Raw genomic sequence first — 22,239 nt, 5'->3', positions numbered from 1 at the left:
TAATTGGTTAATTGGTTAATTGGTTAATTGGTTAATTGGTTAATTGGTTAATTCATCTTCCGCAATAACGCTGCAATTTCTGCCTTGGGCTTTGGCTGCATAGAGTGCGATGTCTGCGCGTTTAAAGGTGGTGGCAAAATCTTCTTCTTCGCGTTTGTCGCTAACACCAAAACTGGCGGTAACGGCAAGTGGGTTGTCGGGCTCAAACTCTGTGTCAGCAATCATAAAGCGCAGTTTCTCTGCCAGCGCGATGGCAAATTCTTTACGCGTATCGGGCAATATCACAATAAATTCCTCGCCACCCCAACGCCCGAGAAAATCCTGGGGGCGAATTCCTTTGGCAATAATGGTAGAAATCATTTGCAAAACCCGGTCGCCGGTATCGTGTCCACGGCGATCATTAATGCGTTTGAAGTGGTCTATATCGATAATAATTAATGCAAATACCGGCGCGTCCTGATTTTGTTGTTTTTCCTTACTGCATATCATCGACACTATCTGATCGATACCAAAACGATTGTATGCCTGGGTCAACGGGTCAACGGTGGACAAGCGGCGAAATTTATCTTTTTCCTGTTGTAATTGCTCATTGGTATTATTGAGCTGGTTAATAATTTGAACATCGTATTGGGTTTGGCGTAGCAGTTGTATCAGGCGGGTGATCGCAAAAATAAAGATACCCAGCATCCAGCAACCAAGAATTAACAGATACCAGTTTTCTGCCGAGATCCAGCCGCCCACGAATTCAATTTTTTCAATTTCAATATCGTGATTACCCGGTTGCTTGCCTTCTACGTAATCAATTCCAAATGAGGAAACATTATCCATTTCCGGGCGCGATAAATGTCGCGGAATGTCATATTGGCCCAGCCACCAATCACCAACGATAAATTCATCAAGGTTAATGCTGACTTCTCTCCCCAGATCCGATGTGTACAACATCATGGAATGAAACTTGGTGCTATTGGTATCTTCTACTGTTGAGTAGGCGGGATTAAAGTTACGAAAAAATATGCGCACCTTTTTGGCACTACCCGAATAGTTGAGTTTGATATTCATGTACGAATAACCGGACAAATCTATGCCGCGATTCAATTTTTCTGCAAAGAGAATATTGAAACTGCAAGCAAAGTATTCGCTGTTGTCGTCTACCGGATACGCACATCGCCACAATCCCCGGCTTTGGTCCACCCAGTAAGCGGGAGGGTTTTCTTTATCAGTGGAGGAGGTGTAAAAATAATTGATGTAATTGGTGTTGGGCCACACCGTCAGGCGCTTGTCGGGAAAGAATTTCTGGGCGATAACTGCAATCACGGTGACAAAAATCGCTAGCAGCAACACCGAGCTAAAGTGTTTATCATTCATTTGGCGAGGTCGGTATTTACGGAAAACTGTGTTTAGTATTGCTGAATAAATCAGATTTTCCACAAACAGAATAACGAAGTTGCGGCCTATTACCGATTTGTCGATCTCAATGACTGTAGCGCACAAATCGCTCCGAATCTCACCCAGATTGCTGCCAGAACCAACCATAACAGGGGCAGTGGATAATCCGTGCGGAAAAACTTGCGGTAAAAGCGGCTCATGCCTTTGTGTTTATGCCATTCCACAAACAGCGGGCGGCTTTTACTGCAGGTGCCCTGGGCGTGGCTGAACGGGGCATCGGGCACAAATAGGATGTCCCAGCCGGCGCGGGTAAAGCGCAGGCACCAATCCAGGTCTTCGCAGTGGAGGAAATAGCCTTCATCCCATAAACCGATTTGCGCGAGTGCTTCCGGTTTTACCAGCATGCACGCCCCGGAAATCGCCTCGATGGAAATCGGTGCTGATGGCAGCGGCTGCCGGTGTAAATTGAAATCCACCAACAGGTCCGGCCAGTGCCTGGCCAGGCGCTGCAGGCCAAAGCTGCGCACCAGTGTCCGCCCTGGCGTAGGTGTGAGGCGGCGCCCGCCTGCTTGTTCAGTTCCATCCGGATTTAGCAATAATCCACCGGCCATACCGGCTTTGGGGTTTTGCAGCAATGTGTGATAGAGCCGGGTCAAACTGTCCGGCCCGCAAATGCAATCCGGATTCAGGAAAAACAGAAATGGCTGACCGGCGGCACGCGCGCCGATGTTACAGGCGGCAGCGAAACCCAGATTGGTGTCATTACGAATGATCGTTACGCGTGTGTCACTGACAAACCTTGCTTCTACCAATGCCAGGCTTTGGTCATGCGAGGCGTTATCGACCAGAATCACTTCGCTGGCCTGCTCAATAACCGCGCTGATGCATTCCACCAACACCGGACCGGCGTTGTAGTTGACGATAATGGTTGCGATGGGGGGCATGCTCTCACTGTTGTTTGTGTGGGTTCTGGGCTAAAATTAGCCCTTTTTTTGGTAGACAGAGACCGATGTATGTGTAGTAGCTAAATACTATCGGTTATATGTTCATTATTTTCCAGCCTTATTTGGGTCTGATCCAGGTCGTATTTACCTTGTTAAAGTTACCAATGTTATTATTTAGAAGCTTATGGGTACACCGTAGCATTACGATTTTATTGGCTAGTCGGGAATTGACAACCCGTTTTACCGGGTCTTTGTTCGGACGTTTGTGGTTAATAATTTCCCCCCTCGTGTTATTAGCAGTATACGCATTTTTTTTTGGAGAAATTTTGCAGGCGAAGTGGAGCGTGGGAAACGCCGGAGATGGGTTAACCAGCTTTGCTCTTGTCATTTTTTCAGGGCTAATATTGCATCAGTTTTTTGCGGACTGTATTTCGCGTGCTCCGGAGCTGATGTTAATAAATCCCAATTATGTAAAAAAAATTGTCTTTCCTCTGGAGATTCTTCCTGTCGTTACATTGTTAGCCGCAATTGTTCAACTACTTATTAGCACGCTGATATTGATAATTGTTTTTGGTCTAGTTGACCATACTGTGTATTGGAAATGGTTATTTTTGCCAGTTGTTTATATACCTTTTTTTATAACAACGTTAGGCATTATGTGGGTGCTGAGTGCGCTAGGTGTTTTTTTGCGTGATCTAAGGCAACTGATGCAATTCATGGCCACTGTAACATTGTTTTTAAGTCCGGTTTTTTATCCTATGGATAGACTTCCTGAATCAATGCAGTTTCTTAATTTTGTTAACCCTTTGGTTGTAGTTATTGAGCAAGCTCGCATCATTATTTTTGAAGGCAAGTATCCTGATTGGATGCTTCTGGCGGAATATTCGGTGATTTCATTTGTTATTGCGTTAGTTGGATTTTATTGTTTCCAGCGTTCTAAGCCGGCTTTTGCTGATGTTATCTAACGAGGTTAATAGAGTGAGAGACTTTCCTGTGCCGGGTGAAACAATGGAGCTGGATGAAAATCTGACGCTCTTACCGATCGGTCAAATTCTTTTGCGGCTGAATTTTATACAGACCCGGGATTTGGAAAAGGCGCTTGTTGTTCAGCAACAGGTTGGCGGTCGGTTGGGGGCCGTGCTCATGCGCGCAGGCAGTGTTTCCGAGGCTAATTTGCTACATGCGTTATCCTTACAGCTTGGACTGGATGTAGTTGGACAGGATATTGAAATCCCCTCTAATGAACAGGTTTTTGAGGCGATCGATCAGTTGGAATTGAATGTTGACTGGTTGTTGCAAATGGAGGCTATCGTTTGGTTTCAAGCTGATGGATTGATGTGTTTGGCCCGGGACCCGCTATCAATATTGCTAGATGAGGCTCTGTGTCGTAAAAGCTCACTGCCCCTTATTTATTGCTTGGCCCGTGCGCAGGTTTTGGATTCTTTTCTAAATACTTTGCGCGCGCGGCAAAAGGAATTAGGTATAGATGACGCCAGTATGGATGGTGACATCCAGCACTTACGGGAAATGGCCGAAGAAGCGCCGGTTATTGAGTTGGTGAACAATATTATTTCCCAAGCGATGGAAGAGCGTGCATCAGATATTCATATAGAACCGGAAGCAGATACCTTTGATGTTCGTTATCGTATTGATGGCGTTATGTTTACCAGACGAACACTTCCCAAGCAGCGATACTACGCTGTTGCCTCCCGACTGAAGCTGGTGTCGGGCATTGACATTGCGGAACGACGGTTACCTCAGGACGGTCGCATAGGGATGAGAATTAATGGTCAGGAGTTGGATATTCGTGTTTCGTCTTTGCCAGGCGTAAACGGTGAGTCGATAGTAATGCGCTTGTTGCCCAAAGAGCGCCAGGAGTTAATGCTGGAAAGATTGGGTTTCTTGAGCGATCACCTTGCCTTACTACGCGATTGGGTCCAGCAGCCGCATGGCATTGTGCTGGTAACCGGGCCCACCGGCTCAGGTAAATCAACCACGCTTTACTCGGCGTTGGATGAGTCAAATGATGGAGTACGGAAAATTATCACGGTGGAGGATCCAGTTGAATTCCGTCTGCCTCATATCACACAGGTCCAAGTGCACAGTGACATAGGGTTAACCTTCGCTGCCGCATTACGTTCAATACTCCGGCAAGATCCCGATGTAATAATGATTGGCGAAATCCGTGATTTGGAAACGGCAGAGATAGCTGTTCAAGCAGCATTAACTGGTCACCTGGTTTTGTCGACCCTCCATACTAATGATGCGATGAGCGCCTTCACGCGGCTTGTTGATATGGGGGTGGAGCCTTTTCTGGTGGCAACTCCTGTTATTGCTGTACAGGCGCAACGCCTGGTTCGCCGGTTGTGCAGTTGTAGCGCTCCTGCTGGAGCTATCAATTCAATTGAGCAGCGTGTAGCTCCATTTGTTGAGAAACTTTTTGCTGGCCAGCAGTCTAATTGGCGCAAAGCTGTGGGCTGCCCTAAATGCCAAAATACCGGTTATAGGGGGCGGCTAGGAATATATGAATTGGTTGGTGTTGGCGATTCAATCCGCGATCAGGTTCTTGCAAGGGCTTCGTTATCCGAGCTTCAGAGGCAGGCGCGTATCGAGGGTTATCGCGATTTAACGACAGATGGATTAATAAAAGCATGGTTAGGTTTAACCAGTGTTGAAGAAGTACATAGAGTAACGAGCTTGCATACATGACGCAGCACTTTAAATATCAGGCTATCGACCAGCAAGGAAAAACAATTCATGGAGAAATGAGTGCTCACTCGCAGCGGGAGGTGGTTGCACAACTATTGCAGCAGCAGCTCACGGTCACTGATATTGAGCTAGCTCAGCCTGTGCAGGATGAAGACCAGCGCAGTCGTCAGCGTTTGACTACGGAGTCCATTATCACTGCCCTTTATGAATTGGCAGCAATGTTAAATTCGGGTGTGAGTGCAGTAGAAGCCGTAGGTGCCCAAGCTACCTCATCTGCCCATCCGAAATTACGTTACGCGTTTAAGTTGGCCGCAAAAACATTGCGTCATGGAGGCAGTTTTGAACAGGCGATGGATGCCTCTCAATTACCTCTACCTAATTATGTAAACTATTTGATTCGCGCCGGTGAGATGACCGGCCAGCTTGGCCAGGCGCTGAGTGATGCATGTGTTCAGATGCAATATGAATTAACAATCAAAAATGAAACCAGAAATGCACTTATTTATCCCGGCATTTTGGTGATATCAGGTATTTCCGCAGTCCTCCTGATGTTTGTCTATGTAGTGCCCAGCTTCACTAATTTATTGGAGCAGTCTGATCGTTTACCGTTTCTCGCTTGGGCTGTTTTAAGTTCAGGCAAATGGGCAAATGAAAACTTTTTATTATTGATTCTGCTGTTATTGGTCCCACCGGCAGTGCTGTTTTTTTGTTGGTCTCAACCGGGTATCAAGGTGCAACTGTTAGAAAAAATAGAGAGCCTACCTGTTGTTGGTGAATGGATTTCGCAGGCTGATGTGGCTGCCTGGTCCAAGGTATTATCGTCGTTGGTGCGCAATCGGGTAGAGTTAATTACCGCTCTCGAATTGGCGGCAGAATCGGTGCGTATGCCATCACGAAAGCATAATATGATCAAAGTCAAAAACGCGGTAAGGGGCGGTGAGTCCCTTTCCGTGGCGCTTGAGGCTAATCAATGCTTGACTGCCACAGGGTATAATCTTATTCGAGTGGGTGAGCGGGCCGGAAAGCTGGAAGAAATGTTGAATGCCCTGTCAAATCTTTATACGATACAGGGGCAGCAACGTATGAAAAAAGCCCTCATCTTGATTGAGCCCATCGCGATCCTGACAATCGGTGTAGTTATAGGAACTATCATCGTTGGTATTATGCTGGCAATAACCAGTGCTAACGACATCCCTCTTTAATTTAAATGAGTATCACAATCTTATGAGATTCTGGCAGTGCTATAAATGTACATCCAATGTTCAACAAGGCTTTACATTGTTAGAGATGATAGTCGTGCTGGTCATTATTGGTCTTCTTGCTGGCTTGGTAGGTCCCAATCTTTTCAAGCAAGCGGATAAGGCAAAAATCCAGACCGCTGAAACACAAGTCAAAATGATTCGTGGGGCGTTGCACACATTGCGTCTGGATATTGGCCGTTTGCCTACGCAAGAAGAGGGCTTGAAAATTCTAATGTCAAAACCTGCTGATGATAACGTTGCACAGTTTTGGAAAGGGCCTTACATAGATGGAGGGGTTCCACTCGATCCCTGGAAGCGTGATTATGTTTATTCCTCTGTTGCAAGCGAATTTGAGCCATTTAGTCTTTATTCACTCGGAGCAGATGGGAAAGAGGGGGGGGAGGGCGATAACCAGGATTTAGGTTATTTACCTGCTCGTTAAAATGCATTCCAGCCGGGGATTTACACTGCTTGAAATGATCGTGGTGCTGGTAATAATGGGGATTATTACTTCGCTTGCTTTGCCGGGGCTGCAAAAAATGTATGACGGTATGAGGACCTCACTGGATCGCAACGAATTAGTGACGGTGCTTAATAGTCTGGCGTTAAATGTTCGAAATCATGGACACCCTGTTCTTTTTTCAGCTTACCCGGCAGATGCGGCACAACTCCCATCGCAATTTGTTCAGCGGCTTGATGCACTGAACGTAAGTTTGCAATTTGATTCTCCGCTATTGATCACTTCATCCGGATTTTGCCCGGCAGCAGTGACCCTGAATGTAATAAAAGGGACTCAATCCTATCGCATAACAATGCGCAGCCCGGATTGTCGAGTAATAGCTAATGACTAGGCAGCGCGGCTTTACTCTGCTGGAGGCTGTTGTTGCCATGGCGATTTTTGCTATAGGTGCAACAGCGCTTTATAGCTGGGTTAATACCAATATGATTACCCTGACTCGTGCCGATGAAATCGCACAGCGATCTTCCGCTATAGAAAGTGCTATTGAATTTATGGGCACAATTGATCCGGAAGTCAATCCAAGCGGTCATATGCAACTTGGGGATTTGATAATTGATTGGCAAACAGCAGAAGCGCAATTTGCGGGTGATGTGCTTGATGAGGTCAACCAGAAAACGATAAATCAAGCTGCAATTTATCCCTCAACAGTTGTCTTGAGTCGTGCTGGTAAAACGTTTTATCGTTTTAATATGTCGCTAATAGGCATAAAAAAAGTGCGGAATATCGATGAAGTCATTTTCAACTAACAGAAAACCGGCTCGTACGCTGGGATTTTCGCTTTTGGAAATGTTGGTGGTTATATTGTTGGTGTCTCTTCTTGCAAGTTTACTTATGCAGGGATTTATTTATATGTCGGGCACTTACTCCACGGTCGAGCGACGCCAAATGCACATGCAACAGCAGGATTTATTTGAAGGTTGGATTCGTGAATCAATACACGGATTGATCAATGGGGTAGATGGCGCATTAGGTAAAAACCAGTTGTTTTCAGGTGATGAAGCCTCTTTTAGTGGAATCTCTTTAGGCGCATTGGCTGGCTCACCTGTGGGCACACCAGTAAAGGTTGTTTGGATTTTAGAGCGTAAAGATGGAAAGCTGATGCTGCGTTACGGGGAGGCTCCGCTTAGCGCTACAGAATTTAAATGGTATACCATCAAGGAGTGGCCTGCGACAGTCAACGCATCCTGGCATTATTTGTATCAGGGTGAGTGGCTAAATGGTTTTCCACCGCGAACATCAATATTTTCACGCGACAAAAAAAATGTATTGCCGCAAGCAATAAGCTTATACATTGATTCTATTCCGTTGCCGGTGCAAATGATTATTGCGGTTCGTAACAATCCTGCCATGTATACACCGCCTGCGTTTGAGGGGGTTTTATAGTGCGGAGCCAATACTACTCGCGAGGCTTTGTATTAGTGTCTGTGCTATGGGTCCTGGTTATTATGGTGCTAGCAGCCAGTGCATTTGCAATATGGGTTGAGCGGGTTCGTGAACAAGCTGCTTTTCGCCAGCAACAAGTTGAAGCTTACAGGCGAAGTACGGACATGTTTGCCAGGATACTTTATACCTACCTGACTGGGCCAAAAACTCATGAAGGTGTTGGTTGGCCTGGTGATAAAGCTGAATCTGCACAGAAATTCAGTTTTGATAGTCTTGACGACTTTATGGCTGGTGCTGCACCGACAATAATTACTGGCAGTGCAGGGTTCATGGCAATGGATGGTAGTGTGTTGGATGCAGGTGACGGTTTGCGCATTATGGTGCAAGACCTTGGTGGACTCATAGGTCTATCATTTTTATCGGAACCGGGGATTCTAAATGCCATTGCGAAAATAGACGGACGTGGCCTGACGGGTGAGCGATTTAAAGATACTCTGGCTGATTATCAAGATGCCGATGATGTTCGTGAAGGCCTGGGTGCTGAAGCCATGGATTATCACCTGCAGGGTTTATCTCCACCCCTTAATGGTTATCTGAGCTCACCATTGCAATTGCGTAGTGTGCTTGAGTGGGATTGGTTCTTAAAAAATCGGGATGATTCGTGGATACTGCGCATATTTCGCACCGAAGGTGGAGGCGGTATAAATGCAAACAGTGCGCATGCAGATGCGTTGGCTTTAATCCTGGATGATCCCGTTAAATTGCAAATGTTGCTTGCGCAGCGTGCCACAGCACCTTTTTCCAGTTTTACCCAGCTCACCAAATATATTGGTGATTCTGAAGAGGTGCGCCTTAGCGTTCAACCAACAGCCGGGTTCCGTTTTTGGTGGTGGCATGAGGGCGATACCACAGCCAGAGTTTATGATGTACAATTTCGCCCCTTGGAGTCAGGCACCAAAGCTTGGTATTTCAACTGGACCACACGAGTAAACCTGCCCGATGACCTGGCTACAAGTACAGCAAAAACGATTGATCACCCGTTTTTCCGTTAATCGAAGGTTAGTGTCTTCAGGGCAAATTCAACAGCTTTCCAGTCTTAATGTTATTCCGCAAATTTTAATTGGTCGCGATTATTGTCAATATGTCTGTATTGATCTGGGCAATGTACCTAAAGCCAAGCGTGAAAATGCGTTAAAGCATCGAATAAAGAGTTTGAGTATTTGGGCGGATCCAGGTTTTTGCGTAGCTTGGCAGCAAGGTGATGCGCAAGTATGGTTATGGGACAACACTGAAGTACAGCGCTTATTGAGTCAAAATGAATCAGCGCAAAACAACCGTATTTATAAGCCTGTTTATTTGTCCGAAGTTCTCTATTGGCAAAAACCAGTCGAGAACGGCCTTCATTTGTTCCAGTGCAATAATGGTTATGATCTCCATTATTGGAATCAGGGGCTTTTGCGTGCTAGCCAATGGTATGTTAATAAGCCGACTGCAATCCAGATCCAGCGTTTTGCTCGCGCGCAAGGCATATCATCTGATGCTTCTGAGCCAGGTGTTAAAGAGCCTCAAGTTGCTGAAGAAGTTTGGTCGGAAGTTGTAACCAGTGTATGGCACCATCTTTTTGAGCGCAGGGATCAAATTATTGTTGGTTTTGCGGCGCTCAGTCTATTTATTGCATGTCTCCAGCTAACGGCGGTAGCGCGTTGGTATTGGGAAGAATATTCATTGCAGCAGCTTACGTCGGTTACAACCGAGTCAGCAAACGAACTGTTAACCGCTCGCTCGGTTGTCCGTTCGGCCCAATTGGAAATCAATAAGCTGGTTCAGTTGACCAATATGCCTGATCCGTTAGGTACGCATCAGAAAATATATCAGCATTTACCCCCTGCTCCGCCGTTAAGCTTGCAAACATGGGAGCGTAATCTGGATCAGATTGACCTCGTAGTGGCTGGTGAAATACCGGACACCCTCAGTTTGGTTCGTGCGCTTTCGCAAGATGGAATGAAGGGGGTTCGCGTAGAGCCAACCGCGGAGATTAATAAGTATCGAATTCGCTTGAAGTTGGACGGGTTTTCACAAATCAAGGTGGAAGAAACACCATGAGTCGGGTCGTGCTAGCTCAGCAATGGCAACAGATCAAACAGCAGTGGCATACAAATAGGCGATTGCAAGCTGCGTCATTCATAGCCTTAGGGTTATTTGTACTGTGGATTCATGCGCGTCTTGATGACTGGCGTCTAGCTAAAAAGGAAGATGCCAAAGTCGCTTTGAATATGTATCTCGATACCCAGGCCGTTGCCCGTGAGCATGAATGGATAGAGCGTGCCAAGACATCTGATGTCGCATTACAGCAGATGCGAACCAAATTATGGCATGCAAGTAGCGAAGGGGAGGCGGAAGCCCAACTTCGAGACTGGATCCAAAAAATTGCGAAAGAATCTGGCTTGGGAATTACACGCATTACCCTTGAGGTTAGTCCGCCTCCTCGTGGCTTCACTTGGTATGCTGTGCGTGCGGATCTTCAGGGAACTTATGTAGCAGGCGCATGGCAGAGAATGCTGAATGCTATGGCCACAAATACTCCGCCAGTATTGGTCGATTACGAGCAGCTCAATCTGGTTACCTCGACGAATTTATTTTATCGAATAAACGTTACTGCCTGGTTTGTTATCAAGGAGCCGTCAGTTGGCCAGTAATATGACTAAAGCTTACATATACCTCTATGTGGCAATCTTAGTACTTGCTTGCTTTTTGTTTGGTTTGTTGCCTATATCGCGCGAGGCGGATATAAATGAAGCAACAGAAAATACATGGGCTTTGGCAGTAATCCCGGTCCGTCCTGTGGTTGACGTCAAACAATTATTAGCCTCGGGTTTTTGGGGAGTGGTGCCTTCCGACGCGACGAATGGCGCTCTGGCAGATATAACACCTAAAGAAATAGAGGCTCAAGAAGCGAAGAAATTACGAGGGCAAATCAAGGCAATTATTAACACCGAAGATATGCAAGGGATATTGGTTGGCAGTGGAAAGCAGTATTTCCGTATACAGCAAGGAGAGCAGCTTCCTGATAGTCAATGGGTCCTGATAGAGGTGGGGAGTGATTGGCTTAAGCTTTCCAGGAAGGATGACCCTGAAACGGTTGAGGTGCTCAAATTGTTTTCGGCAAAATCCGAGATGGATATTAAGCCCTGACAAATCACATCCATCCATGGCTGTTTATTTCTATCCAACACGAATAGTCAAAATTATATGGCACCACTGTGCCAGGAGTTATACCTAATGCATCGCTCTTTATGTTTGCTTGTGACAAAACCCTGTTTGGTGTTTGTCATGCTTTTTGTAATGTCCTCATGTAGTCTGCAGAATAAAAAAAATTATGGACTTCCCGAGAAGTTAAAAACAGTACCTAGTGCGATGCAATCCAGTGTAGATGTTCCCCCCACTGATGCCACTAAAAGCGCGCCTCAGCGATTCAGTAATGTGCCTGCTGCTAATCCTGGTTCGGCAAATATTAAACCTCTGGAAGATAGTGTGCTCTTTCCTCCAGAGGAGGACCCTTCTATCAGCTTGAGTGTAGACGGTTTGCCGTTGCCTGCGTTTATAAATGAGGTATTCGCTAACCAACTTAAGTTGGGTTTCCAAATGGCACCAGACGTTGCCAGTAAAGAGGATCTTGTAACATTACGCATAACCGAGCCGCGCAACAGGCAAGAGATTTTCCAGGTCGCACGTGATGTGTTGGAAAATTATGGTGTTCAAATCATGCAAGAGGGAGATCTATTGCGATTTGTGCTGCGCACTGGCCAGGGCGCCACAGCAGAGCCACCTTTAATTATTACTGGCAGTGCTCTACCGTCTGTACCTAGTACTCATAGGCCCATCTTCCTAATCCGATCACTGAATGTAATAGGTGCAGCAGATGCTTACAGTATGTTAAGCATGATCTTTGAAGGGCAAAATTTAAAGGTGCAGCGTGATAATGCACGTAATGCTGTTACGTTGCGTGGCACACCGGATATCGTCCAAAGTGCAGTTGAAGCTTTGAATATATTGGACCGTCCCAAGATGAAAGGGCGCCATGGCTTGCGTATTGATCCTCTATTTGTAGATGCTGAGTCGCTCTCCAAGCGATTGATCGCCACTATGTCTCCGCAAGGCTATGACGTTGGAGGGGTGGATAGTGCGATTACCTTGATTCCGGTGAAAGAACTCAATGCATTGTTTGTCTTTGCGACCGATAGCGGCGGCATAAGAATGGTGCGTGAGTGGACCGAGCAATTGGATAAGGTGGCTCAGCAATCTTCTACCAACGAAGGATATTACTGGTATCAAGTACGTAACATAGGCGCAGCCCAGTTGGCAGAAACGCTTAATGCAATTACCTCTGGGGGGGGGGGCGTTACCAGTAATGTTTCCGCTGTCGGTGGGCGCCAGCAAGAAGCAAAGGCCGCAACTGGTGGGGCGACTAACGCGATGAGTTCCACGCGGGGAAGTGGGTCTACCGCTCTAACGCAAGGCAGTTTTGTTGTGGACTCCTCTCGCAATATGCTTCTTTTTCACGGTGAGGCCACACGCTGGCAAGAGTTGGCACCGCTTATTCGCGAACTGGATCAACCTCCTTCCCAAGTATTGGTGGAAGTCGTTGTGGCGGAAGTTTCACGCACGGACAAGTTGAGCATAGGGACTGATTGGAATTGGGCAAGCTCCGGCGTGGCTGCGCTGGGTGATGGTGTTTCAGCTGTTTCTGGTGCTTTAGGGCGCAAAACTATTGCTACTGGCGTGGATGGTTTTACCTGGCGGTCACTAAACAGCTCGGGCAGTACTCGTCTCGCACTTAATGCCTTGGCTACAACCCAAAATATGAATGTATTGCAAACACCAAAAGTTTTGGTGCGCAGTGGTGAAACAGCACTCGTCAGTGTAGCTGACGAGATTCAAATTCCAAGCTCTACCGTGAGTAGTGGGCAAACTGACAGTGGTACATCTATTCCCCTCACCCAATTCAGGACGCGTTCTACCGGTATTATTTTGCAAGTTACACCCACGGTTTTCTCCGATGGGCGCATCGACCTGAAAATATCCCAGGAGGTAAGTAATATCGCCGGTGGATCGGGGGCATCGACTGTTGTTAAGTCCCGTAATATAGAAACTAGCCTTATCTTAAATGATGGTGGTTCTGTTTTGTTGGCAGGGTTAATTGATAAAAAGCGCGATAGGGATGATTCCAGGGTGCCAGTGCTAGGCAGTATTCCTGTACTGGGATATCTGTTCAAATCGGACAATGATACTACTGCCACTACAGAACTGATTGTACTGATCATTCCTTATTTGATTAAGGATCACAAACAAGCCGAGGCTCTGACACAGTCATTTAGAGAACAAATCCACATAGATGACCAAAATAAAGAGTAACCGGTTAAATTATTCAGCAAATTTTAGAAAATACGCTTTAATATCAATACTCCATGCGCCGGACGGGGAAGTAAGATTAAAGATGTATTGCAAAAATTAATGGCGCTAAAGGCTTGCAATATACGGCGGACTTCTCATAAAATCGTTCGCGGATGGCAGGCGGAGCGCTTCGCCTGACCTCGATATTGACCGACGCACCATCGTAGATGTGCTTTGTTGATAAGTTTTATAACCTTACGTAAGCTATTGAAGGAAAAAGAAAACATGAAAAAAATTATCGCTAAATCAGCACTGGCCTTAGCCATTGCTACAGTATCTGGTGGTGTTTTCGCGGGTACTCTGGTTACTGATACTTTCCCGGTTAAACTGGCTGAAGAAGTATTCGGTACTGGTAATACTACCGATGGTAGCGAAACTAGCTCTATCGATACATTAGTAGCTACTCCAGCTGTTACTTATTCAATTACCACAGATGGTCCAATTGTTGGCGGTCAAATTGCTACCGTAAAATTCACTTTGGACAAGGGCGCTGTTTTTGGCGAAGACCTGTCTGACATCAATAAGTGGGCTACATCTACAGCAGTAGTATCTTTCGGTTTCGCTGCTGCAGCTCCAGGCGTTGCCACGTTGACCATTGCGGACGACAACAATACTGACATTACTCTTAACCCTTTAACCAACAATCCTGATTACGTTATTAGCGTGGACTCTGGTGGTGCTATTGGTGATAACACCGTAGTATTCAAAATTGTATCAAGCGGTACCGCAGCTGCATTGGCCGCTCCATCGTTGGTTACTGCTAAGTTGGCTCAAGTTAAAACCAAAAACCTGACTAGTGCATTGAAAAAAGGCGGCGCTAAACCAGTAAAACTTGGTGTTGAATTCCGTCGTGTTACTGCTCCAGTTGTAACTGACACTGCAACTGCAGCTGTTATTTTTGACTCTGCACCAGTAGCTAAACTCACTGGTACTTTCACTGATTACACTGCTGGTGGCGGCCGTGCTCGTATCGACGTAGCTGATACCGAAAAAACTTTCACTGGTTTGTTGGCTGCAAGTACTGGTCTTAATGCATCGAAAGATTTCGATGTTACTGGTGTTGGTTTTGAAAACACTCGTTTGATTACTTTAGGTACCTTGCAAGTAGTTCGTAACGCTACTGGTTATGTTGGTGACACCTTACTGAAGAAAGAAAACGGTGACGAGTTCGACTTCCAAGGTTCTGATGAAATCTCCGTTACTCTAACATCAAGTTCATCTCTGGCTGGTTACAGTGCGGTGTACTTGTCTACTGCTGCTTGTGCGGTAACTACTCCTGGTGGTTCATTCGTTGGCGTTCCAGTAGCTGGCGATGCTAACTCTGTGAAAATTAGCCTGAACGGTCAAGATAGTATTCAGTTGGCTACCGGTTATAACGTTTGTGCGGTTGCTAATGGCACTGGCGTAATTCCAGAAGCTTCAGAGGTTACTGCTAACCTGAACATCGAATACTTCAACCCACGTTACACTCGTTCAGAAAGCGCATTCAATTACGGCCCAATTCTGCGTAACGGCTGCCAGGTGACTCTGTTCAACCTGCCAAGTGTAAGTGCTGCTGATGATGCATTCATCCGTATCACCAACGTGTCTGAGAAGCCAGGTGCAGTACGTGTAAGTGTATGGCCAGAGACTGGTGGTGAGAAGACTATCGATACTAACACTGTAGTTGTAGAATCTTTGGCTGCTCATGCTACCGCAGTTCTGCACACTAACGCTGACTTGAGCGGCAGTGGTGTATACCTTGGTTCCAAACTGCCAGGCTACACTGCTTTGCCAGGTGGACGTCATCGTTTAGTAATCCAAGGTGCATTCCCTGCGTGTGAAGCTTTGGGTCTGGTACGTGCTTCTAACGGCCAAGGTCCATTGACCAATATGACCTCTACCACCTACTCTGGTGACGAGACTCGTCTTGGTACTCAAAACAACGGTACCTCTAACACCAGCAACTAATTGGTGTTAGTGATCTGCAAGTTGTGAAGATTGCAGTGGCTTAAAAAGGGCTCCTTCGGGAGCCTTTTTTATTAATCATTCTACAATGCTGTCAATTACTGTTAAGGTTAAATTCTTAAAGAGAGCCAACGATGTTGCGATTCACCCTTCTATTGCTTATATCACTTTTTGGCATAAACACTCATGCTGCTGACCTAAAGCAATCCAAGTCAAATTTTATCGAGGGTAAACACTACCAAGCTTTGGAGGCGCCGCTAATAAATATGGGTGCTCCTGTGGTGGAGTTTATGTATTACGGCTGTAGGGCATGTTTTCAGCTGGTTCCAGCTGTAGCTGAGTGGAGTCATACTAAAAAGATAGATGTTTTATTGGTGCCAGTACATTCGGAGAGTGCCATGGTAGAGGAGGCGCGTTTGTTCCATACGTTTGATGTTATGGGTGTACTGGGGAAGATGTATGAAGAAGGTTTTATCATTGTTCAAACTGACAAGAGCAAATTGCAAGGGACAGATCGGGTAAATAGTTTCCTGGATAAAAATGGTGTTGATAAAGAAAAATTCTGGACTGTTTGGAAAAGTCAGGAGGTGAATCAAAGATTGGCTGGTTCAGCTGCGCTCACCAGGCAGGCGAAAATTATAAAAACTCCCACGTTTGTCGTTCATGGAACTTATAAAGTTGATGTTGAATCTTTAGGCAGTGTTGAGGAGTTATTTGAACTACTTAATTATTTGGTGGCAATGCAACCAAAATCCGCGCCTGTATTATTAAAAAAACCTGGGTAAATACAACGCTGAATGCGAGCCTTCAATCAATTGAGCTTAATGCCTGCTCATACTCCAATTGAAAACCATTAATGCCATCCATGATCAATGTCTCTAATGTAAGTAAAGTTTATAAAATTTATAGCAATCCTGCTGACAGGCTGAAGCAATCATTGTTTTCCGGGAGGAAGAAATTCTATGAAGAATTTTGGCCAGTTAAAAATATAAATTTTACCATCCGCAAGGGCGAGATCGTTGGTTTAATCGGTGCCAACGGATCTGGGAAATCAACTCTTCTTCAGCTAATTTGTGGAGTTTTAGCACCCTCATCGGGAGTGATTAGTAAGCAGGGGCGAGTTGCTGCGCTCCTGGAGTTGGGATCAGGTTTTAATCCCGAATTTTCCGGTCTTGATAACCTTTGGATGAATGCCTCTCTTTTAGGGCTTTCAAATGAAGAAATCCAAAATAAGTATCAAGAGATTGTGGATTTTTCTGGATTGGGCGATTTCATTCATCAACCAGTCAAAACATATTCCAGTGGGATGATTGTTAGATTGGCTTTTGCAATTAGTAGCTTTGTGAATGCTGATATTTTAGTTGTTGACGAGGCTCTAGCTGTAGGGGACGCAGGATTCCAGGCAAAATGTTTGGAAAGAATGGAAAGATTGATGAATCAAGGAGCAACCGTTTTACTAGTTACACATGATATGCAGCTTGTCAAAAGATATTGTTCCAGAGTTATTTATTTAAAGCAGGGTGAGGTGGCATTTGATGGTGAGCCTGAAGAGGCCACAGAGATATATTTGGCTGAAACAAAAGAAAATAATTATACTAATTACCAGTTGTTACGCGAGTCCGCACCAAAGCTGAACTCTAAAATGGGTTTTTCCAATCCATTAGGAAATATTCTAGAGGTTAAGCTTGCATCTGGTATTTATCATAGTGAAAAAATAGCCGTAAAACAGGGAGAAGTTGTTGATGTCTATGTGACCGCTAAAGTATCTACCGCCTTATCTCATCCGAGAATTCAGTTAACCATTCGTGACTCCCGAGGCTATAACCTCTTCGGTTTTAATAATTATTACGGCGGTCAAGTGATAACGCCGGATAAAGATGGAATGGTTAAAATTAAATATAGTTTTGATGCAAATCTGCAATTGGGCGAGTACGCGATCACTATACGTTTGGATGACACCAAGAGTAGAGAAGAAACCAATCTTATTGATAAACAAGTAGGAATATGCACGTTTGTTGTAACAGCAAAAGAAAAAACTTTTGAAGCTGTGGTAAATCTTAATGGCCGATGTGAGGTAAATATTTGAACATTGTGTTTGTTTGCCAAAAAGGCGAGTTGGAACTGAAATCGTTATTTCTCGCATGGTCAATAAAAAAAAACGCAAATAGCCAGGACAATAAGCTATATGCTGCAGTTCCTGAGTATAAAGATTGGGGTCATATTGGGACTGTTACCAAAGAAATTTTTAAAATATTAAACGTTGAAATAATAACGTTTAATCCAACTTTTGGTCATTCTTACCCAATAGGTAATAAAATCGATGCATTAGAACTATTGCCAGATGAAAAGCCTGGCTGTTTTATTGATTCTGACATTGTATGTTTGTCGGATTTTGATTTAGAAAAAGATCTTGCCCAATACGACTTCCTGGCAAAACCCGCTGATATGAACACATGGGGCTCGGAGTTGGAATGGGAATATTTGTACAACTTCTTTGGGCTACCCAAACCTTCACGCAGAGTTAGGCAAACAGTAACTAACAACTTATCCTGGCCATACTTTAATGCTGGATTTATAGTAACCAAGCAGCCTGGATTGCTGGCAAAAGAATGGAAAAAGATTGCACAAAAAGTCCAGTCTGACAGCAACGTTACGCAGAAAAATCCTTGGCTTGACCAAATTACATTACCACTGGCTGTGCAATCCGTTTTCGAAAATTCATGGATGCAATTACAAGAAAAATTTAATTATCCTGCGCATCAACGTACTTTGAGCGAAGGTGAAGTAATTTTCTGTCACTATCATTGGCCTGGAGTTATTTTAAGAGAGTCAAGACTTAGAGTCCTCTTTAATGACTTTATTAATTCGTATCCGAAGCTTAGGGCAAGTTTCAGCGAATTAATCACCTGGAAAAAATTATTTAACCCAAAATATCCATTAAGTAAAAGTCCGGCTGAAAAAGAGCAGAATTTTTTAATAACTGGAATTCCTCGCAGCGGCACCAGCTTTGTTAGTAGCTTGCTGCACTCTCAAAAAAACTGGGTAGTTATTAACGAACCAACGGAAATATTTGATCATTTACAGAATCGAACAGATGCAAGTGGAATTGCGTTGTACCATGCAGAGTGCCGGGAAAAAATTATATCGAATGAACCAATAATAAATAAAATTGAAAACGGCAAGGTAATTGAAGATACGGCCATTAAGGATGAAAGGAATTATTACTCTCCAGTAATAGAGAACGCCGATTTCCGGTTGGGCTCAAAAAATACAATGGCATATATGGCGGCTTTGCCGTATTTGTTAAAGTTGGATTGGCCTATAGTTGCGTTAGTGAGGAATCCAATTGATACATTAGCATCATGGCGGAAAACATTTACTCATTTAAAAGAGATGCGACCATCAACTCTGCCGATCGCAAATCCCCAATACCATGGTTGGAGCAACCAATATCGAAAGCTTTTGGATGAAATTGAGATTCAAACGGATGAGCGCTTACGACGAGTACTATTTTGGAGGCTTCTGGCTCAATTATTGTTGGAGCATGAAAAACATCTTCTTTTGTTTCGTTATGAAGATATTGTTGAAAAGCCTGAGTTAATTCAGCAACCATTAAATAAATTGTTGAACTACACATCGCTCTCGTCTGTTATAGGCAGCAAATATCGAAGCCGCAAAAATGATTATGATCGGGAAGATTTTGAGATGGTTTCCGATTTGTGTTCTTATGAGGTCCGGTCTCTCGGATATTCGTTAATCAAATAAAACAGTTATGGAATTTTTATGATTTTAGTGACAGGTGGTGCCGGCTTTATTGGTTCTAATTTTGTTCTAGATTGGTTCAACTCATCCCAGGAAAAAATAATAAATCTCGATAACTTAACGTACGCTGGAAATTTAGAAAATCTGGCTTCGTTGTCTGATGACGATCGACATATCTTCATCAAAGGAGATATTGCAGATGAAATTCTTGTTGCAGATTTGCTAAGAAAATATGAAGTGCGCGCAATAGTAAATTTTGCAGCAGAAAGCCATGTGGATCGATCCATTCTGGGGCCAAAAGCCTTTATCGAAACAAATGTGGTAGGAACGTTTAATTTGCTTGAAACAAGCCGCGCTTACTGGAATTCACTTGATGAAAAACAAAAATCAAAATTTCGATTCCTGCACGTTTCTACTGATGAGGTTTATGGATCATTAGGTGCGGATGATCATCCATTTACCGAAGCTAATCGCTATGAACCCAATAGCCCATACTCGGCTTCAAAAGCAGCCAGCGATCATTTGGTCAGGTCATATTTTCATACCTACGGTTTTCCTGTTGTTACAACTAACTGCTCAAACAATTACGGGCCCTATCACTTTCCTGAAAAATTAATTCCTTTGGTTATCGTCAATGCTTTAGATGGGCTTCCGATACCGGTTTATGGTGATGGGAAGCAAATTAGAGATTGGTTATATGTAAAAGATCATTGTAGTGCAATCCGCTGTGTGCTTGAAAAAGGCGCAACAGGGGAAACCTATAACGTAGGTGGTTGGAATGAGAAAATGAACATCCAAATTGTTGAAACAATTTGCGACATTCTAGATAAGCGCCATCCGAAAGCAGATGGAGTTTCATATAAATCCCAGATAACTTATGTAAAAGATCGACCTGGACATGATCGTCGTTATGCTATCGATGCCAGCAAAATTCAGAAAGATCTTGGATGGATACCACAGGAAACATTTGAGTCTGGAATTGAGAAAACAGTTGCGTGGTATTTAGATAATTCAACATGGATAGAAAACATAAAAAGTGGATCCTATCGCCAATGGATTGATGCGAATTATTTCGGACGATAATAATGAAAATACTTTTATACGGAAAGAATGGGCAAGTAGGGTGGGAACTGGAACGTAGTCTCAGCTGTATCGGAGAGTTGATCGCCCTTGACAGGGCATCAGAGATTTATTGCGGCGATGTAAAAAAATTCGAAAAAATCAGGAATGATATACTAGCTATAAATCCTGACGTTATCGTAAATGCAACCGCCTACACCGCTGTTGATAATGCTGAAGTTGAAAGAGATGAAGCAACATTGATCAATGTTGAGGTACCTTCTTATATCTCATCAGTTGCAAAAGAATGTAACGCCCTTTTTGTTCATTATTCGACTGATTACGTATTTTCTGGAGAAGGTTCCAGGCCATGGGTGGAAACAGATAATACAGGACCTGTTAATTTCTACGGATTATCCAAATTGCAAGGAGAGCAAGCGGTTATCGATAATCTTGATGACTATTTAATATTCAGGACCAGTTGGGTGTATGCAAATAGAGGAAAAAATTTTGTTAAATCAATGTTGCGGTTGATGGAGGAGCGCGAAGATTTGAACATCATTAGTGATCAAATTGGGGCTCCAACCAGCGCAGCTTATATTGCTGATGTAACCGCACATTGTATTAAAAATTATAGGAAGGAATTCGCTGGAATTTACAATCTAACAGCATTTGGAGAAACATCCTGGTTTAATTATGCAAAATTTATTTTTGAATGTCGATCAGGCTTTTTGCCAAGTATAAAAACAAAAAGAATTACCGCTATTTTAAGTGATGAATATAAAACGCAAGCTACCCGACCTAAAAACTCAAGATTAAATTGTGAGAAATTGTGTCGAGTGTTTGGTATAAGTCAGCCCGACTGGCGCTGGGGTGTGAAGCGAATTGTTGCGGAGATAATGGAAAAAAATGATTAATAACCGAAAAGGTATTATTTTGGCGGGGGGCTCCGGAACTCGCCTGTATCCTGTTACCAAAGCTGTCTCTAAGCAGCTCTTACCAGTTTATGATAAGCCAATGATTTATTACCCGCTTAGCACATTGATGTTGGCTGGTATCAGAGAAATATTAATTATTTCAACTCCTCAAGATACACCTCGCTTTCAAATGCTATTAGGTGATGGATCGGATTGGGGATTGCATTTGGAATATGCGATTCAACCAAACCCGGATGGGCTTGCACAAGCATTTATCATTGGTGAGGATTTTATTGGAAATAAGAATTGTGCTCTGGTGCTGGGAGATAATATTTTTTATGGGCACAACTTTGAACAGGAGCTTGCCAAGGCAACAGCAAGAAATGAAGGCGCTACAGTGTTTGCCTATCAAGTTAGGGATCCTGAACGCTATGGAGTTGTTAGTTTTGATTCAAAAGGAAAAGCAACGTCATTAGTAGAAAAGCCTTCAACTCCAGAGAGTAATTATGCAGTTACCGGTTTGTATTTTTATGATCAAAATGTCATAGACATAGCAAAAAACTTGAAACCATCTGCCCGCGGTGAACTTGAAATCACTGATATTAATAAAGCTTATTTAGCACAAAATCAGTTAAACGTGGAAATTATGGGAAGAGGTTATGCCTGGTTGGATACAGGTACCCACGAAAGTTTGATAGAAGCAAGTAATTTCATTGAAACTATCGAGCATCGCCAAGGATTAAAAGTTTGTTGCCCGGAAGAAATTGCATACCGTTCAGGCTTCATATCCGCGGAGCAACTTGCCAAATTGGCTCAACCTCTAGCAAAAAATGAATATGGCCAATATTTACTTCGCCTATTGAATGGTAGCAATCAAACTTGAGTTCGTTCTAGTTTCAGTGATTTTAAAAGGTGTGCGA

21 protein-coding genes are annotated in these 22,239 nt (G+C 44.0%); 19 read left to right on the top strand and 2 right to left on the bottom strand.

Annotated elements, in window-relative coordinates:
* Positions 1-39 precede the first annotated feature (39 nt).
* Both A596_RS13975 and A596_RS13970 read right to left on the bottom strand, forming a co-directional pair.
* Complete coding sequence (locus A596_RS13975; protein WP_039915878.1) at positions 40-1,365, bottom strand: GGDEF domain-containing protein; 1,326 nt, start codon at positions 1,363-1,365, stop codon at positions 40-42.
* Between the two features lie 89 nt (positions 1,366-1,454).
* The gene (locus A596_RS13970) at positions 1,455-2,330 is read right to left on the bottom strand and encodes a glycosyltransferase family 2 protein (protein ID WP_039915876.1); all 876 of its coding nucleotides are present in this window, start codon (positions 2,328-2,330) and stop codon (positions 1,455-1,457) included.
* A 149-nt stretch (positions 2,331-2,479) separates the two neighbouring features.
* On the opposite strand from A596_RS13970, the gene A596_RS13965 reads away from it, so the two are divergent.
* From A596_RS13965 to rfbA, 19 genes are all read left to right on the top strand, one after another.
* Entirely contained in the window at positions 2,480-3,295 is an 816-nt protein-coding gene (locus A596_RS13965) for an ABC transporter permease (RefSeq protein WP_160280148.1), read from the top strand.
* Entirely contained in the window at positions 3,285-5,039 is a 1,755-nt protein-coding gene (locus A596_RS13960; protein WP_200882928.1) for a GspE/PulE family protein, read from the top strand. The genes A596_RS13965 and A596_RS13960 overlap by 11 nt, the downstream gene beginning before the upstream one ends.
* Complete coding sequence (locus A596_RS13955) at positions 5,036-6,241, top strand: type II secretion system F family protein (RefSeq protein ID WP_039915871.1); 1,206 nt, start codon at positions 5,036-5,038, stop codon at positions 6,239-6,241. The genes A596_RS13960 and A596_RS13955 overlap by 4 nt, the downstream gene beginning before the upstream one ends.
* A gap of 22 nt (positions 6,242-6,263) precedes the next feature.
* Positions 6,264-6,722 (top strand): type II secretion system major pseudopilin GspG, encoded by a 459-nt coding sequence (gene gspG, locus A596_RS13950; RefSeq protein WP_052417518.1) that lies wholly within the window; start codon positions 6,264-6,266, stop codon positions 6,720-6,722.
* Position 6,723: 1 nt separating this feature from the next.
* On the top strand, positions 6,724-7,131 hold the full coding sequence (locus A596_RS13945) for a pilus assembly FimT family protein (RefSeq protein WP_039915869.1): 408 nt from the start codon (positions 6,724-6,726) through the stop codon (positions 7,129-7,131).
* Positions 7,124-7,546 carry a PulJ/GspJ family protein gene (locus A596_RS22180; protein WP_052417517.1) on the top strand — a complete coding sequence of 141 codons (423 nt, stop codon included), beginning with the start codon at positions 7,124-7,126 and terminating at the stop codon, positions 7,544-7,546. The genes A596_RS13945 and A596_RS22180 overlap by 8 nt, the downstream gene beginning before the upstream one ends.
* Complete coding sequence (locus tag A596_RS13935) at positions 7,527-8,183, top strand: prepilin-type N-terminal cleavage/methylation domain-containing protein (protein WP_039915866.1); 657 nt, start codon at positions 7,527-7,529, stop codon at positions 8,181-8,183. Before A596_RS22180 ends, A596_RS13935 begins: the two co-directional genes overlap by 20 nt.
* A gap of 35 nt (positions 8,184-8,218) precedes the next feature.
* Positions 8,219-9,235, top strand: coding sequence for a type II secretion system protein GspK (locus A596_RS13930; RefSeq protein ID WP_039915863.1), 1,017 nt, complete (start codon positions 8,219-8,221; stop codon positions 9,233-9,235).
* A complete protein-coding gene (locus A596_RS13925; protein ID WP_152600188.1) occupies positions 9,183-10,286 on the top strand; it encodes a hypothetical protein in 1,104 nt (367 codons plus the stop codon). The genes A596_RS13930 and A596_RS13925 overlap by 53 nt, the downstream gene beginning before the upstream one ends.
* Complete coding sequence (locus tag A596_RS13920; protein WP_039915857.1) at positions 10,283-10,879, top strand: hypothetical protein; 597 nt, start codon at positions 10,283-10,285, stop codon at positions 10,877-10,879. Before A596_RS13925 ends, A596_RS13920 begins: the two co-directional genes overlap by 4 nt.
* Positions 10,869-11,375, top strand: coding sequence for a hypothetical protein (locus A596_RS13915; protein ID WP_152600187.1), 507 nt, complete (start codon positions 10,869-10,871; stop codon positions 11,373-11,375). Before A596_RS13920 ends, A596_RS13915 begins: the two co-directional genes overlap by 11 nt.
* Positions 11,376-11,714: 339 nt before the next feature.
* Positions 11,715-13,595, top strand: a complete 1,881-nt coding sequence (locus A596_RS13910) for a secretin N-terminal domain-containing protein (protein ID WP_160280146.1) — start codon at positions 11,715-11,717, stop codon at positions 13,593-13,595.
* A 264-nt stretch (positions 13,596-13,859) separates the two neighbouring features.
* Complete coding sequence (locus A596_RS13905; RefSeq protein WP_039915851.1) at positions 13,860-15,584, top strand: hypothetical protein; 1,725 nt, start codon at positions 13,860-13,862, stop codon at positions 15,582-15,584.
* Between the two features lie 131 nt (positions 15,585-15,715).
* On the top strand, positions 15,716-16,366 hold the full coding sequence (locus A596_RS13900) for a DsbA family protein (protein ID WP_039915849.1): 651 nt from the start codon (positions 15,716-15,718) through the stop codon (positions 16,364-16,366).
* Between the two features lie 71 nt (positions 16,367-16,437).
* The gene (locus tag A596_RS13895) at positions 16,438-17,667 is read left to right on the top strand and encodes an ABC transporter ATP-binding protein (protein WP_039915847.1); all 1,230 of its coding nucleotides are present in this window, start codon (positions 16,438-16,440) and stop codon (positions 17,665-17,667) included.
* A 5-nt stretch (positions 17,668-17,672) separates the two neighbouring features.
* The gene (locus A596_RS13890; protein WP_235425744.1) at positions 17,673-19,346 is read left to right on the top strand and encodes a sulfotransferase; all 1,674 of its coding nucleotides are present in this window, start codon (positions 17,673-17,675) and stop codon (positions 19,344-19,346) included.
* A gap of 18 nt (positions 19,347-19,364) precedes the next feature.
* The gene (gene rfbB, locus A596_RS13885) at positions 19,365-20,426 is read left to right on the top strand and encodes a dTDP-glucose 4,6-dehydratase (RefSeq protein WP_039915845.1); all 1,062 of its coding nucleotides are present in this window, start codon (positions 19,365-19,367) and stop codon (positions 20,424-20,426) included.
* A 2-nt stretch (positions 20,427-20,428) separates the two neighbouring features.
* A complete protein-coding gene (rfbD, locus tag A596_RS13880) occupies positions 20,429-21,319 on the top strand; it encodes a dTDP-4-dehydrorhamnose reductase (protein ID WP_039915844.1) in 891 nt (296 codons plus the stop codon).
* Entirely contained in the window at positions 21,312-22,202 is an 891-nt protein-coding gene (gene rfbA, locus A596_RS13875) for a glucose-1-phosphate thymidylyltransferase RfbA (protein ID WP_039915843.1), read from the top strand. The genes rfbD and rfbA overlap by 8 nt, the downstream gene beginning before the upstream one ends.
* Positions 22,203-22,239: the final 37 nt, after the last annotated feature.

Origin of the sequence: Cellvibrio mixtus subsp. mixtus J3-8 (assembly GCF_000766945.1) — a bacterium.
Lineage (GTDB): Bacteria > Pseudomonadota > Gammaproteobacteria > Pseudomonadales > Cellvibrionaceae > Cellvibrio > Cellvibrio mixtus_A.
Note: the sequence above shows the minus strand (reverse complement) of the source record. Positions and strands in the feature narration are given on the sequence as shown.